The following is a 15,708-nucleotide window of genomic DNA, read 5'->3' as shown; positions in this document are numbered from 1 at the left end:
AAGGTCGATTCGACCCTCACCACAGTGCCGGGAATCTGGGGAGCTGCACCAGTCGCTCTTGCCTACCAGTGGAACGCAAACGGGACCGCAATCCCCGGTGCCAACGCCAGCACCTATCGCCCCCTCCCATCCGACGCAGGAAAGACCCTCACCGTGACCGTCACCGGCACGAAGACCGGCTACACCACCGTCACAAAAACCTCCACACCAACCCCACCAATCACGCACTAAACAGGGACTTCCGAGGAATTGTTCACCGATGGCCCAAGCTCCTTTCATGCGGGATGCTCGTGAATTCAGCGCGAAATTTGGCCCCGGAGTACGCGGCATCGTTTTGCGAGCCGCCGGGGTCCTCAACCCAGGGCCAATTCGAGTTGTAGCCGCCACGCAAAATCGCGTACCCGATCCTTGGAACAACAAATTGCGAGTAGTGATCCCAAAAAATATGGGTATTTCCTACGGTGGCTCGAGCAATTACACGAACTTAGCGTTACCACTGTCGACCTACAGCAGGGATCAACTGGATAGCGGTACAACTTAGGCCAAGGACCGCATCCCTAGATTGCCTGACCTCCGCTGGGCTGGTGGACACGTCTCATCAGTTCATCGGATTGGGTGTGCAACCGTGACCAAAGAAATTAGCCAAAGTACGTCATCGCCATTGTTTCAAGGTGAGAGCGACATGAAACGTCGCGGCCTTCTAAGGCTCGGCACATTGGCGAGCGCAATTACAGGGGCATTAGCTCTGGCAGGTCTCAATGCCAATGACGCCAAAGCAGCGCCGCCCCTTTCAGAGAAGGACCTCTCCGCCTCCTACGTCCGAAAGGTCGCCATACGGACGCTGGTAGTTGAAGACTATTACCAGACAGGTGACAGCGACAATCAAACATGGCAGCGCGCGGTAAACGCAGCGATAGTTGCGGGCGGCGGCGTCAGACTGCTTGGGACGAAGCCGGTCTACGAATTCAAGGCGACTGTCGACCTTCGCAACTTAGTCAATAGCGTCATAGCGGGAAATGGCCAGCATGCCACGACATTCAAAGCAGCTAACGGTGCAGGCGCGCTGGGAAGCCTCTTCAACGTCGCTAAGTACTTCGGCGGAGTTGCTTCAAACATCACACTCGAGGACTTCTCCGTTGACGGGGGCTTGCAAGCAGAAGTCACTGGACACACCCGAGATCTCGGTCGTACTTTTGGAACCGACTACGTCGAGACGGCCATCCAATTCAACGGGCTTAGGGTGCCAGGCGAGAGCAAATCCGCCGAGGTCTCTCGGATAACTCTCCGTCGCCTGTCAATTACCGGTTGCCATGGGATGCCAGTACTGTTTCGAGGCTGCCGCAGCGTTTCAGTCGAAAGTTCTCGGTTTCGCCGTAATTACGATCCCGGTTTTACATTCACAGACGGAGTCCAGGTAATCAACAATATATCTGAGTGGTCTGGAGATAATGGGTTCTCAGTATCGCGCGGAAACACGAATGTAACGATCACAGGGAATACCGTTACGGGTGCTTACTTTGCAGGAATTCATGCCGGTGGATACGACGCTGATGCCGGACCGGTCAACGTGGTTATCGCGGATAACATCATTGTCGATTCCGGGACGGTGGGGATCTCCCTTGTAGAGGGACCTCAAAATGTGATGGTGAGTGGAAACGTCATCAAGACTGTACATCGGGGTTTGGATGCATATGCACTCGATGACTTGGGCGTAGGCATCCGCCTCCGTGGCCTAGAAGCTGTGCAGGGGAGTCAGGAGTACACTTTGAAGGCGCGAAACATCACGATCGTGGGTAATCTAATCGAGGATGCACACAATTCCGGTATTCATCTACTCGGCGTAGATACAGTGCAGATAAATGGGAATACGGTTGTTAATGTTGGTTCCGCGCTGACCGTTCATGGTGTCAGCATCGACGCAGGAAACACCGTTCGTAATATAGGAATAGGCGCGCCTGGAACCACGAGTCCACGGCACTGCACCAACGTCATGGTGACGAATAACCAAGTCATCGACACCCGGACGGCTCCCCTGACGAATAGAGCTATCTGGGGTCCGGCATGTAGCCCTGCACCTGTGAACTGGCTTAGCTTCGGGAATCGAGGCATAGCTATGCGCAACATATATACCGAGGATTGGGGCCCTGACTCAGCGGCAGAAAAATTTAGGGTCGGAACAGCCACTGCCACAAATGCTACGTACACCCTCCGCGGCTCGGGCTCGTCAATTCGGTCCTTCCTGTTCCAGTCTGGAATAACAAACGATTGGTCTCTGCGGGAGTCTACGACGAAGTCACTCGAAGTGTTTCACTACGCTACGAACCGTACCCCCCTGAAGTTCAACAATGACACAGGGGACGCCATTATGGACTTACCCACAATCACGGGTGTTTCGGCAAACGTATTTTTGGACATCAACGGCGTCCTGAAGAGGATCGTTTAGCCTCGTTGCGGGACGCGACTTTATAGATCGGTCCGAACTGTTAGGTGGCTCGAAGAGTTTTCTCCTTACGATTTAGATCCACTTTTGCCACCGTAAGGTGGCGGTATTACAAGTCAGCAAGTACTGCTCCGGACCTCAATCGAATCCGAGACCAGGTTCAAGGAATCTGCCAGTCGTTCCGCCGTCACATTCGAAGATCAAACGTCACGTAAGTTCCGAAAACTTCGGACTTCCACTCACCCCCAACCACCCGCGATTTGTCGAGGAGCAGGCCCGCCCCAAGAGTGGCCACCTACCGAGATGGTTTTCGATCATGGTCCATGCCACTGATGGCCGCGCCCACGATGATCGACTCGGCGGCGTGTCAAAACAGCGCTGCTCCCCGAAGGTCGGCTGGGGCTCGACAGTGCTGCGAAAGACCCTCCGCCCAGCATCCCGCCATCCTCACCAATCACCATAACGGAACGTTTAGTCCTGGATGCACAGCCATTCCTCGTATGTGAGGAACTAGAATATCCTGATTCGAGCCCCGGGTCTGCGGGAACAAGTAGTTGTGCCTAAGTTGCCAGCTGCGACTCATTGAGGTGACACACGTCGACTCAAAAAGCACATCAATGAGGCCGGGTACAATTGACGCAACCGCAACAGCTTGCCGTTCTCGTGGGGCCATTGGGCTGCCCGGCAATTTATTACAGGGGGACGTTGGTTTGGACCTACGCGATTACGTGCGCATTTTGAGGCGCAACTGGATCTTGATCGTCGCCACAACTCTGGCAGGTCTACTGATTGGTGGCACAGCCTCCGTTCTCACTAAACCCACTTACACGGCAGATACACAGCTGTTCGTTGCCATCACGAACTCTGGTTCGGTCCAGGAACTTCAGCAAGGCAATACCTTTAGCCAGGCCAGAGTGCAATCGTATGTGAAGACAGTAAGCTCGCCTCTAGTTCTTCAACCTGCGATCGACGCCCTAGGTCTATCCACTACAGCGGAAGCTCTGAGCGGTCGCGTTACCGCAAGCAAAGACCTAAACACGGTGCTGATCAATATCTCCGTTCGGGATCAATCGCCTGTTCAGGCCGCTGCTATCGCTCAGGCTGTGGCTAATAGCCTCATCAACACTGTGGACGCTCTTGAAAAACCCAAAACCGGTGGATCATCACCCGTCAGCTTGTCAATTACGAAACCTGCTGTGGCTCCGTCTACACCGTCAGCACCGAACACCCGGCTGAACTTACTGGTGTCGCTAGTGCTCGGTCTCGCCTTAGGGCTGGGTGCAGCGGTACTTCGCTCAACCTTAGACACGCGGATACGCGGCGAGGCCGACTTGCGCCGCGTTACGGACGCACCCCTACTGGGGGCTATTTCGTTCGATCAGGATGCGTCAAAGCGTCCGCTACTCACTCAGTCGGCTTCTCAAAGCCCTCGAGCTGAGTCATTTAGGCACCTGAGGACCAATCTGAAGTTCGCAAAAATCACCGGCAACTCAAACGTTATTCTTGTTACGTCATCCCTGCCCGGCGAAGGGAAGAGTACAACTGCCACAAACTTGGCCATAGCCACTGCTCAATCGGGCCAGTCCGTCTGCCTCATTGATGCTGATCTGCGCCGACCTATGGTAAACGACTACCTTGGGCTCGAACGGAACGCTGGTCTTACGACGGCGTTACTGGGGCAGGTAGACGTGGATGACCTCCTACAGCCTTGGGGCGAAGATCAGCTCTTTGTGCTGACTTCAGGACAAATACCTCCGAATCCCAGCGAACTCCTGGGATCTGAAACCATGCTGGATTTGCTGACTCGTCTAGAGCAAGTGTTCGACACAATCATTATCGATGCTCCTCCGCTGTTACCAGTAACCGATGCAGCAGTGCTCGCGCAGCATGTGGGAGGCGTTGTACTCGTAACTGGCGTGCAAACTGTTCGCCGGCAAGATTTGGAAAAATCGCTCAGCGCCTTGGATTTGGTAAAAGCAAAGCTCCTCGGTGTGGTTCTGAATCGACTGCCGGTTAAGGGCCCCGACGCATACGCATATAGCTACTACTCAAACGATGAAGCTTCATCATCTACAGAGCAGCAGGGTCAGGCCAGACGAACTAACTCAGACAGAGATTATGAAGAAACTGGCGAGCGGCGGGCGGCCTCTTACCAGACCGACGAGTACAGCCCGGAGAACCTTCAAACTACCGAACGCACTGCCGAGCGCTTTCCTCTAGCAGCGCTGAAGGATCGGCGGTAATACGAAGACGAAGCAGGCTCGGAAGTCACGTCCGCCAATTGCCGGAGAAATTCGAGATTAACGTTAGGCTAGATGCACCAAAGTAGGCAGGGTGTGACGGCTGTGGCAACGTCTGCTAGCTACGTAAATGTGTGGTGCGTCAAGCTGGGAGCTGTGTGACAGTTACTTGGTGTCCAAGCTGTTTTAGCCGGTGGAGCGCCGGTTCTCGCTCCGGTCAGTCTCGAGCCTCAGGAACTGATCCGGTTCTGGAACCGTGTAACACTCGCCCTTGGCGAGCATGTTCCAAGCTGCCGTCCGCAGGGAGTGTTCGGCGGCTACAAGGGCTTCCATTGGACCCCCGCGGCTGGAGATTCGCACAAATCTTGCCGCGAGGTATGTACCTTTGGGGCGGGAAGCCGCCAGCGCTGATATGTCAAGGGCTGCCTTGAGGTGTGACAAGTTAAGCCTGCGGATGATGGGCATTGATGAGCACCGGTTCCGGTCCGTGCCCTACTTATACGACGCGTCAACGAACGCGTGGACCCGGTTCGAACCATGGATGACAACCATCGTCGACTTGGACTTACCGGGCAGGTCCTGAGTGTGGTCGACGGCCGCGAATACTGTGGCGTCGGAGACTGGCTGTTCGCCGCTTCTGGAATGGCGCCTGGCTGTGCAGGTGGTCGCGATCGACCCCTCGCGGAGTTCCGGAAGGCGCTGCGGATCTGGTTGACCGGCACCGCGGTCGCTGTTGATCCCGTCCGCCTGATCTCGCTCGCCAACCAGGCCAGGACCGAGACGAGGCAGCACCTCTCCCAACAGGTCAAGGGGCGGCCCGGCCGAGCCATCGACAAGGCTCGGGCGCACTCCACGCTCCTGCTGCGCGGCGGCGACACACGCACCTACCGGGCCGCCCTCCGACTCGAGGAGGTGTTCGCCTTGGACTATCAAACTGGCACCCTCCAGCCCGTCTAAAAAGTCAAGGAACAGCTCGATGCCCTGCTCCGCACCGGCTCCCACGACACTGCGGCGGCAAAGAAGGTGCTCCAGGAGCTGGTCAAGGCAGCCGCTCGGCCGGAAATCAACAGCCTCTACCGCACTATCTGCAGATAGGTGTAAAGAGATCCAGGTGCTGATCATCACCGGTGCCACGACAGGCAAGGTCGAGGCCAACAACACCGCGATCAACAACATCAAACGTACTGCGCTGAGTTACCGCAACCCAACCAATTGCAAATTGGCGGTTCTCTTGAGACGTGCCGCTCGGACGGCAGACAGCGGAATAACGCTCATCTCAGGGATCCATTTCACCGGGCCCCGTGAAGAGCCGCCTACATTGGTTTAGCAAAAGCGACCGCCGGGAGGGGCGAAAAATTTATCGTCAAGAATAGATGACAACTTGCCGGAACGCGATTGCCGGCAGTGACCCAGAGAAAACCAAGCGAAGGAAATGGCTGCCGATCCTCAGTAAGCCCCACCCAGCAGTGAAGATGACCGTGGAATCCTATCGTCTGCCTGCACTTTGCTTGCAGCAACGCCGGAACTAGGTCCGGCGATATCGAGAGTCCGCCGGGAAGTCTTAGCCGCCAAGTAGGCCAAGAAAACCCATATCGGAATGAATGTCCACGACGACTGAGTCGTGATTGAAACGGCTACGAACACTCCCAACGCGAAGTCAAGGGGCTCAGCCTTGCGAAGTTTCATCAGAAGTAGAAGAATAAATAGGGTAAAAATAGCAAATGCTATGACCCCGAATTCAGATCCAATGTGTAAGTACACATTTTCAGCAATCGCACGGTTTACGCCGCTGAAGTAGTATTCAGGCGCTTCAGAGGCGGATGGATATGTGTAAAACCAAAATCCGAATCGACCTGGCCCCACGCCAGCAATAGGACTATCCATCATCATTTGTACAGCAATTTCCGACTTGATAGTCCGCAGGTCCAGGGACTGACCCGCACCCTCGATACTGCCCCCGTAGCCAAAGAGATCCAATTTTGCGAACTGCAGTTGGATAAGCGATCTGAGTTCAGGAACTATTGCAACAGCACCAGCTGCTCCCAGCAACGCCAGAGAAACTCGTCCCCACACTTTCCGCCCAGGCTTTACGGCTGCCATCACGCCGATGGAAATTGCCAGGCCAGCAATCCCTGTCGTTGACTGTGAGTACGCCAAAGTGATGGCCGCAGCCAGCATCGTCCACCTCGCGCGACACTGCCAGGCAACTATCAAAGCCCCTCCACTGAAGAAACCAAGGTGCTGACCCTCGGTAAAGGGTCCAGAACGCATCGCGCCGCCTTCACTACCGTCCAGGGCAGCACTTCGAATCTTCGTTTCGAAATTGAAGAGCTCCAATAAGTCGACTTGATTGAAAATAAAAAGCAGGAATTGCATAGCTGTTGCCACAAAAGTGACCCACACGGAAAAGATCAATGCACGTCGAAGCAATTCGGGACAGAGTCCAACGGCCAGTAGCCAAAAAACAATGATCAACCCGCCATAGGCGAGATAGAGCCCTGCATCAACTTCGGGCGCGCGTGTGAACCCAGGGTAATCTCCACTGGGCGCGGGCCTGAGAAGGTGGAAACAACTCGTCGCGAACACTACCGCTCCTAGGGCGACCACCAAATAACGCTCCGCTGAAGATTTCGAATCAGTCCTTTTCGAAAACGGAAACGCTATCAGTGCACACACTATAAGGAATTCGGAGACTTTTAGGGGAAACCCCACATTGACCGTAAACGCGGCTTGCAAGGGGGCAAGAACGACGGCCCAAAACAGGAGCTTTTTGTAGGCCGGCTGTCCACTGTAGAGGGATGCTGGCTTGGGGGCAGATCGGCCAAGGTCCATAGTCAATCCTAATTGTGATCGCGCCTGAATAAGAGATGTACTCGGATCCAAGCTCGCCGCTGCCGATGGATGATGCTGAAGTCCGCTCGCACCTAATGCTTTTGTAATCAAGGCATGCGCCTACCGCCGCCACCATCCTGTCAACGGCAAACCATCCCAGAATATCATTCGTGTGATGCTACTTCGTCATGCACCGCCACCAGCGGACGGCGCGTGATCCGCCAATGGCCAAAGCCTCCAGGATCCAGGAACAGCCCATGGGGCCGGCCAGAACATCTTCAGCCCACACATTCCTAACCGCAAACGGTACATAGCCCCTACTTCATCCGCTTCCCTCTACAGGGCCGCAGACATTAGGCATCCATGTTCGCCCTCGTGGTTCAGTGATGGGACCCATTCGAAACCTCACCCAAGACCTAGCCAGGACTTCTGGTAATGTGAGCACGGGATCCATGAACAACAAGGCCCTGAAAACTTAGCGACCTGGGGGCTTTTTTGAAATCCGTCGTCAAATCCTGGCTGATGCCAACTGTCCGAAAAGTGTGGCAATCGGACCCATACGCGAAATTGATGTTTGGGCTTGATTCCTTGGCCCAGCGGACCGTGCCTCAGTCGCAGGAAAGAGTCGCCGAATTCTGTGTTCTTATGTCTCCGGCCGGTGACGGCAACATTGGTGATAACGCAATGTTGAACGCCTTTCTTGCAAACACTACCGGTCGAGTCAAGGTTTTCATCAAGTTGCCAAAGAATCCCTTGGATTCCGCATTGGCAAGAAGCCTGGTCGCCAAACACGGTGACCGCATTCGTCTGTACCCTGCTAAGAGTCTATACAGGGCGATGCCATTCTTCAGGTTCGGACACGTGCGGCGATTTGCCAAGGAACTCAACGGAGCCACGCGCTTCTTTATTCACGGCGCGGACACAATAGACGGTGGCAACGCCTCGTCCAGTCTTGCTGGCTGGAGCCTTTGTAACGTAGCCAACGAACGCGGCGTAGACACTGCAGTTTTGGGCTTCAGTTGGCGAGACAAAGCGCCCAAAAATGTTGGGCAAGCGATGGTCAGGGTGAGTAAGTTTGGTACCCTGTTCCCGCGAGACGGCCTGTCGTACTCAAGAATGGTTGAGCTGGGTGCGAGTGACGTCGTTCAGGCAGCCGATATGGCGTTCTCGCTTCACGATGTTGAAGAGCCGCCCAACTACATAAAGTCTTGGGTCGAAGAAGCCTCATCGCATCCTGGTGGCTTTAGCATTCTAAATGTCAGCGGGCTCATCGCCAAAAAGCTCGACCAAAGGCCAGAAGTTGAGAAGATAGTGGCCGCCATGCACTCTGAGGGCAGTCGTGTACTCTTTCTTCCGCATGTCATTCGGCCCCAAGATTCCGATTTACCTGCATGCAAGGCGTCTTACAACGCTCTTGGCCTTCCCGGAGATCTCTTAGTCACTGACCTGCTGACCCCAGAGCAAGTTCGCTGGATAACACAACGAGCACAGATGACAGTTACGGGTCGTATGCATCTATCTATTCTTACCTTCGCCAATGGTGTTCCAGTTATCGCCTTGGCAACGGCTGGAAAAGTCGAGGGCCTCTTCGACTTCTTCGACCTGCGACGGTTTGTCGTAGAACCCAGCAAAGGCTTCGGCGACGAAGTAGCCGAACATGTGCAGATCATTCTCCGAAACCGACAATCGGTTGCGAGTGCCATCGATGCCAGGCTCGGACACATCCGACAACTCTCAGCCAGAAATTTCAGGCACGAAGAACTCACCCACTGAGTTTTCCGCCCAAGCTGTATAAGGGACCAAGGACACTTCAGTGTGACTCCCTTAGACATGTCTCGGATGTCCCAAAAGGGCTGCACAGCTAATGCTTCCAGACATCCGAAATCATCAAGACTCGAAGGGGGAACCAGATTGTGAAGCGGCTAGCTGGGATGCTCGCAAATTTGGGTGGTTTCGGACTCGCGCCTTTACTGGTTAGTTTTGCTTCGATTGCTTCTGTCCCGATTCTTCTGACAACCGTCGGGGAATCTGCATGGCTAAGTATCGCGATCGGCCAAGCAATGGGTGATCTTGCACGCTCCGTCACCCTATGGGGTTGGAATTCCGTTGGACTCACGACAATTGCCCGACTTAACAGGGGGGAAAGGATCCAGTACTACCTGGATTCCATTCCTCCTCGTTTGATGTTGCTTGCTCCCGTAACTATGATTTTGCTGGCGATGTCTCTCATCTGGCCCGTGGAAGACCATCTTGGCATGTTCGTTATGGCAGTGGCGGGGGCAATATTTGGCCTAAATGGCACTTGGATATTTATAGGTTCTCGAGAACCACGAAATCTAATCCTATTCAATGCCGTGCCACGGAGTCTTTCGATAATTGCCGGTTCACTTCTTACGTTCATAATTCCGTCCAGCGTACTCTTTGGAGTATTCAATATTTTCGGCAACATGGTGGCAGCGGTGGCACCGACAGTATTGCTCATGCGTCGTGCGAAGAGTATGGATCTGGATATCAAATGGCCTTCCTATCGCGATTCTATTCGAGAAATTAGAACTGGCTTCGCTGGCTTCAGCGTCGGTTTCGTCATGGCCGCCCGCATGAGTGTCCCAGTTATCGTAACGCCCCTTGTGGCACCCGCGGCCGGACCGACAATTGCATTGGCAGAGAAATTTATCAGATGGTCAAATACCGGAATGACCCCTCTGATTCAATATATTCAGACGGGAATCCCCCGCGGAAATAGATCTCTCGCCAGTCGCATTTTGAGAGGGACGACCATCACTTGGACGTTAGCTGTCGTGATGGGAACGACTGTCGCATTGCTGGTGCCTTTCGGTTCGGGCATCATGTCAAACGACACCATCAATCTTGATTGGCGTGTTGGTTGCCTTATCGGAGTTATCATCGCAATGATCTTCGTATCGAGTGTCACAGGCAATGCGAGTCTCGTCCTCCTCGGGCGAATCGGAGCAGTTGCCCGCTGCGCAGTTTCTGGGCTCGCCATCCTTATTTCGCTGACTCTCCTCTTGGCAAATACCTTTCAGACAAATGGGGCCATGATCGCATTTGCTACTGCGGAAATATTCATCGCCCTGTATCTAACTGCCATGCTTTTCCGCGAGCTGGGCACGGGGAAATACAATTGATTTGCCACCCGCCTTGGCCCGAATACCCCTATGCACGATGAAAACAAGACCGAGGATCACACATGAGAATCCTACATGTAACCGCAAGTCATGCCGGGGGCGTGAGTCGTGCCCTGGAAACCATTGCCTCAGAATACGAGGCGGAGCACCATTTGCTCTGGGCAGGTTCAGAAGAGCCAAGACTTGGGGTTCCCTACATGTCAACTCGGGAAATGCCGGACTCCCACATTCGGAGAGTCCTGGCATTTCTAAATACGGTTCGAGAACTAAAGCCCGACGTTGTGCACGCACATTCGAGTTGGGCTGGGTTTTACGCCCGTGCTCTTCCGATCAAAACACCTATTATTTATGAGCCTCATTGCTTTGTCTTCGATGATCCACAACGAAGTACCTTGGCGCGAATGACTTACCGTATAGCAGAGTCCGTTTTGAGTTGGAACACAAAGCTGACTGTGGTGTTATCGCAGCACGAACAGCGGCTTGCTCGGGGCTTGCGCCCACAAAATCCCACTAAGTTCCTGCCTAACGTCGCCTCTTTAGGCAATTCTGGCAGTAGGCCGCCTCTTAGCTCCAACAGGGTCGTTATGATAGGTCGGATAGTCCCCCAAAAGGATCCTAAGTTTTTTGCCGATGTAGCGAGATTGGTCAAGGCGCAAGGATTCAATGCCGAATTCGTTTGGATCGGCGATGGTGATGATTTCGAACTGACCCAGCGATTAAGGGACCAGAACGTGAGAATAACCGGGTGGCTCGATAAGGAAGGATTAGGTCAGGCACTCCTGGAGTCCTCTATATACTTACACTCTGCGGCATATGAGGGCTTCCCACTAAGTGTGCTAGATGCTGCTGCTCGAGGACTGCCTGTCGTTGTGAGAGACATCTCCTGCTTCGAGGATACAGGGCTGGTTACCATCCGATCCTCACAAGAAGCTGCAGACAGAATCATAGAGCTCTTGACCTCTAAGTCCGCACGGGAAGAGAGCGTGGCACTGAGCCACGAGGTAACCAGAACAATGAACATTGACGCGCATCTTGCGGCATTGACCGGCATTTACAGAGAGGCTGTCGACCAGTGATTTCAGTTCGCATGCCCGCACGTATCATCGACCGACATGTGGGAGGCAACACCACCTACGCCCGGAACATTGAAGCAGGCCTCTTTGAAAGAGGGCACGAAGTCCTTCGAATACCTTCCGGCAAGAACGCGCTTTCGACAATGCTTAAGGAGACCATATTCGGCCTGAAAACAGTCCCGACCGGGGAGATTCTGCATTATGTTGCGGACACCGGGCCGCTAGTTCCTACGCGCGGCCCATCGGTTGTGACTGTTCATGGCGTCGCGAGTCGCTGGATCTCAACAGCTCGAAACAGGCGACAAGAAGCCCTTTGGCGCCTTAGAGTGGCTCAAGCGATAAAGAGTACCAACCGCGTCATCACAGTGTCCGAGTCAAGCGCTCAAGATGTAGCATCTGTTTTTGAACTTCCACCGGAAAAAATTTCGGTTATTCCCCACGGAATTGATGCCGCAATGTTCAGGATTCCGCGTTTACTCTCGCAGGAAGTATCGTCCCGGGTCCCTTCCGATTTTGTCCTGTATCTCGGAAATGTAGAGCCCAGGAAAAATTTGCTTGCCTTGGTTCAGGCGTTTCAGGATCCGCGAATCCGACAGCTGCAACTACCTCTTGTAATTGCTGGGCGCCCGGCATGGAATTTCGAAGAAACAATGAAGGCAATCGGCGGCGTCGATAACGTTATCCACCTCGGTTTTGTTTCCGATGACGACCGAGTTGCTCTGATGCAAAAATGCACCGCCTTCGCCTTTCCTAGCCTGTACGAGGGCTTTGGTTTTCCTGTTTTGGAGGCAATGGCAGCTGGCGCCGTTGTTGTCACAACCGATCGTGGATCACTAGCGGAGGTGGCCGGACCTGCACTCCGCTTCCCAGGGACGGAACCGGAACAGCTCGTTGTCGGACTTCTGTCCGCCATCACCGACACTGCCGCCCGACAGAAATTGCATCGCGCATCCGATGACTGGGTGAACCGATTTTCCTGGGCCAATTCAGTTGACAAGCACATTGGTATCTACGAAGAGGTTTTAGGGCTTTGAACATACTCGTAATTCACGGCTATAGCGCCAAGAACCTCGGCGACGGACTTTTGGTTCGCGAAACATTGTCCTTAATTCGAAATGCGTTTGGGTCAGATGTTGAGATAACTGTTGCAGCCTCTCACCCTGAAACTTTTAGCGAACTGGCCGAAAACGTCGTTGATTCAGGTGTTGGACGCATGGGCTATAGCATCGGCTACCTTAGGCTGCTATGGGGAATAAGAAATTATGACCTCATTGTAGCGGTGGGCGGAGGTTACCTGCGAGCGGGGACTCCACTGGAGGCGCTGAAGTCAGCCCTCATCCACGGGCCGCAACTTATAGCCGCTCGGTATAGTAGGCGTGCGACAGTTTACCTGCCGCAGAGCATTGGTCCCGTGCGATACGGTTTGCGCCGGCCGCTTGCGAGCTTACTGCGTGGAATGTCCGTCGTCGCCTTACGGGACGACAGAAGTATGGTGGAATTCGCCGACGTTAATCCAAGGCGATATCCAGATTTGGCTCTCATCGGCGAGCAGAGTATCGAGCCACGCCGTCTGGATCCGGATCCCACCCCCATTCTTTCCGTGCGCAGCGTTCGAGGTAAAGTACCGTCGGGCGTCATGAAATTGGCCAATGTGCTACCAGAGTTTGACGTCTACATTCAGAGCACCACTTCGGGGAACGATGACCGGCCCGCCACGAACCAGTTGGGCGCCCGTCATGTTGTATCCCGCCCGGATTTGCTCGATTCGCAGGGCAAACCACCAAGGATCATTGTCGCAGTTAGACTGCACGCCGCTCTAATGGCCATGCAGGCTGGTCACTATGTAGTTCATCTGGCCTATGAGCGGAAAGGCTTCGGTGCCTTTTCAGACTTGGGATTGTCAGAGTTTGTCCATAACGTAAACACATTTGACCCGCAAATTGTCCTCGCCCAAGTGAAGTTGTTGCTGACGTCGGAAAGTGAACGAGACCGGTATCGTCAAAGCATTGAATCCACATCCCAGAGGCGCAACAGTGCTCGAGGGGACTTGGTCGAGGCAATGAAGGTTTCGGTGTACAGGTAACGAGGAGCGCCAGTCCCTGAATGCGTTGCTAAGGTGGTGCCAGGGGTTCTTGGACGCAACCTAGTCGTCTCACGAACTCTCGCGGACGGAAAGTCGAGGGACTCCGGAAGGACAGTCTAATAGTGCGGATGAGAAACTGTTCCACCACTTTGCACTGCAACTACGTCTGACGTCCGGAATTTATATAGGGTCCACGATGGGCGCGCGGGGTCAAAATTTAGAGGCATTCGTTTAAAACACCCCGTAAAGCCTTGGCTATGGAAACTTCAACGGAATTCGCTGCCACAAATTCGACCAAGAACCCTATTCACGACGAGTAATGTTCGACGATATTTGGTCCTTCGCAGGAGTCCGACAGATGGCTGACCCCGGCTTGGGTTAAGATCGTGAAGGGGTGCCTGACGAGGGAGAAACTCCTAGATCAGGGAAGGCAGAAGCAAACATGGAAAGCAACAACGATTGGCGAGTTAGAACCTCCCGCATAATACGGGCTGTTGACGCGTTCGTTGTGACCTGGGCAGTGCTCGGAGCGTACATCGTTCGTTTCGGATTTGACCCAAATCTAGACTCGATGAGCGACGAGACAGCGTATGCGCTCTTCTCTATAGGACTCATAGTCGCCTGGTGGCTCATGTTGGGAGCTTGGAATAGCCGCCAGAGCAGGATTCTTGGAGCTGGAACCGACGAGTACAAACGCGTTGCAGCTGCTTCGCTTTGGTTGTTCGGACTGGTAGCGATTTTCTCCTACGTGCTGAGGATAGAAACTGCACGCGGCTACGTGGGACTGGCCCTTCCCCTCGGCCTAGTTGGATTACTTCTGGCCCGTTGGTTGCTCCGTCAGCACCTGAGTATCAATCGCCAGACCGGCAAAAGCATGTCCCGGCTCCTTATCCTCGGTGGTCCGGGCGCTGTCGCCCATTTGGACAAGTCATTGACGAATTCGAGAGAGGCCGGCTATTTGCCGATAGCTGCGTACACGCCAGGCGTTCGAAACGACGACACTTCAGAGATGGAATCTAAGCTGCCAGTACTTGGTCGGGCAGCCGATACCGAGTCGATATTGCGTGCCATCGACCAATGTGGGGCCGACGCAGTCGCGGTTTCCGCTGGAGTACAGCTTCACCCACAGATACTTCGGCACTTAGGCTGGGAGCTGGCAGCGCGCAACATTGGCCTGATTATGGCTCCAGCCCTCACGGACATTGCAGGACCTCGCATTCACACCCAACAAATCGCGGGCCTGCCTCTCATCCATGTGACCACTCCTTCTCTTGAAGGGGGCCAGCGCGTAGCGAAGCGACTGTTCGACGTGTTCGTTTCTGCGGTCCTTATCGTGCTGACGTCTCCCATAATGGCGCTCGTCTGTCTCCTTGTGAAGGTGGACAGCCCTGGACCGATCCTCTTCAGGCAGAAGCGTGTAGGAATCGAAGGCGCGCCGTTCTCCATGCTCAAGTTTCGATCGATGGTTACAGATGCCGAGGAACGTCTCGCTGAACTGGCGGCCCGAAATGAGGGTAGCGGCGTTCTCTTTAAGATGAAGAACGATCCACGAATTACGCGGAGTGGCAGGCTTCTGAGGAAATACAGTCTGGACGAGCTACCGCAGTTGTTCAACATTTTTTCGGGATCCATGAGCTTAGTTGGTCCTCGCCCCCCGTTGCCTCAAGAAGTTGATGCATATGAGCACGACGTCCGCCGGAGGCTCCTCGTCAAGCCAGGACTCACGGGTCTGTGGCAAGTGAGCGGGCGGTCCAACCTTTCGTGGCAGGACTCCGTGCGACTTGATTTGTACTATGTGGAGAACTGGTCGTTGGCTGGCGACCTCGTCATCCTATTGCGCACCGTGCGCGCGGTGTTTCGTAGCACCGGGGCTTACTAACAACTTAACCACGGC

10 protein-coding genes and 1 pseudogene are annotated in these 15,708 nt (G+C 54.3%); 9 read left to right on the top strand and 2 right to left on the bottom strand.

The annotated features are described in order from the left end of the window. The 3 genes and pseudogenes from AC3A4Z_RS15685 to AC3A4Z_RS15675 all read left to right on the top strand — a co-directional run. A pseudogene (locus tag AC3A4Z_RS15685) lies at nt 1–231 on the top strand (peptidoglycan DD-metalloendopeptidase family protein); the annotation flags it as partial. A gap of 451 nt (nt 232–682) precedes the next feature. Further along, nucleotides 683–2,443, top strand: a complete 1,761-nt coding sequence (locus AC3A4Z_RS15680; RefSeq protein WP_498712596.1) for a right-handed parallel beta-helix repeat-containing protein — start codon at nt 683–685, stop codon at nt 2,441–2,443. 707 nt (nt 2,444–3,150) lie between these two features. Further along, entirely contained in the window at nt 3,151–4,683 is a 1,533-nt protein-coding gene (locus AC3A4Z_RS15675) for a tyrosine-protein kinase domain-containing protein (protein WP_498712602.1), read from the top strand. Nucleotides 4,684–5,172: 489 nt separating this feature from the next. On the opposite strand, the gene AC3A4Z_RS15670 is transcribed toward AC3A4Z_RS15675, so the two are convergent. After that, entirely contained in the window at nt 5,173–5,856 is a 684-nt protein-coding gene (locus AC3A4Z_RS15670) for a hypothetical protein (RefSeq protein WP_498712595.1), read from the bottom strand. A gap of 270 nt (nt 5,857–6,126) precedes the next feature. Further along, a complete protein-coding gene (locus AC3A4Z_RS15665; protein WP_498712594.1) occupies nt 6,127–7,623 on the bottom strand; it encodes an O-antigen ligase family protein in 1,497 nt (498 codons plus the stop codon). 384 nt (nt 7,624–8,007) lie between these two features. On the opposite strand from AC3A4Z_RS15665, the gene AC3A4Z_RS15660 reads away from it, so the two are divergent. The 6 genes from AC3A4Z_RS15660 (at nt 8,008) to AC3A4Z_RS15635 (ending at nt 15,693) form a co-directional block, all read left to right on the top strand. Next, entirely contained in the window at nt 8,008–9,285 is a 1,278-nt protein-coding gene (locus AC3A4Z_RS15660) for a polysaccharide pyruvyl transferase family protein (RefSeq protein ID WP_498712593.1), read from the top strand. Nucleotides 9,286–9,425: 140 nt separating this feature from the next. Next, nucleotides 9,426–10,658: a hypothetical protein gene (locus AC3A4Z_RS15655; protein ID WP_498712592.1), complete on the top strand. Its 1,233-nt coding sequence runs from the start codon at nt 9,426–9,428 to the stop codon at nt 10,656–10,658. A gap of 62 nt (nt 10,659–10,720) precedes the next feature. Then, nucleotides 10,721–11,734, top strand: a complete 1,014-nt coding sequence (locus AC3A4Z_RS15650; protein ID WP_498712591.1) for a glycosyltransferase — start codon at nt 10,721–10,723, stop codon at nt 11,732–11,734. An 11-nt stretch (nt 11,735–11,745) separates the two neighbouring features. Then, entirely contained in the window at nt 11,746–12,765 is a 1,020-nt protein-coding gene (locus AC3A4Z_RS15645; protein ID WP_498712590.1) for a glycosyltransferase family 4 protein, read from the top strand. After that, nucleotides 12,762–13,814, top strand: a complete 1,053-nt coding sequence (locus AC3A4Z_RS15640; protein ID WP_498712589.1) for a polysaccharide pyruvyl transferase family protein — start codon at nt 12,762–12,764, stop codon at nt 13,812–13,814. The genes AC3A4Z_RS15645 and AC3A4Z_RS15640 overlap by 4 nt, the downstream gene beginning before the upstream one ends. A gap of 442 nt (nt 13,815–14,256) precedes the next feature. Beyond that, nucleotides 14,257–15,693, top strand: a complete 1,437-nt coding sequence (locus AC3A4Z_RS15635; protein WP_498712588.1) for a sugar transferase — start codon at nt 14,257–14,259, stop codon at nt 15,691–15,693. Nucleotides 15,694–15,708: the final 15 nt, after the last annotated feature.

Source organism: Arthrobacter sp. Soil_C_49 (assembly GCF_057656635.1).
The sequence above is the reverse complement of the archived record's forward strand: the minus strand, read 5'-3'. Positions and strand labels throughout refer to the sequence as shown.

Excerpts from the sequence above, each read along its gene's own strand:
- AC3A4Z_RS15680 (WP_498712596.1), top strand. The coding sequence starts at position 683 with ATGAAACGTCGCGGCCTTCTAAGGCTCGGCACATTGGCGAGCGCAATT.
- AC3A4Z_RS15670 (WP_498712595.1), bottom strand. The coding sequence starts at position 5,856 with ATGTTGTTGATCGCGGTGTTGTTGGCCTCGACCTTGCCTGTCGTGGCA.
- AC3A4Z_RS15650 (WP_498712591.1), top strand. The coding sequence starts at position 10,721 with ATGAGAATCCTACATGTAACCGCAAGTCATGCCGGGGGCGTGAGTCGT.
- AC3A4Z_RS15645 (WP_498712590.1), top strand. The coding sequence starts at position 11,746 with ATGCCCGCACGTATCATCGACCGACATGTGGGAGGCAACACCACCTAC.
- AC3A4Z_RS15635 (WP_498712588.1), top strand. The coding sequence starts at position 14,257 with ATGGAAAGCAACAACGATTGGCGAGTTAGAACCTCCCGCATAATACGG.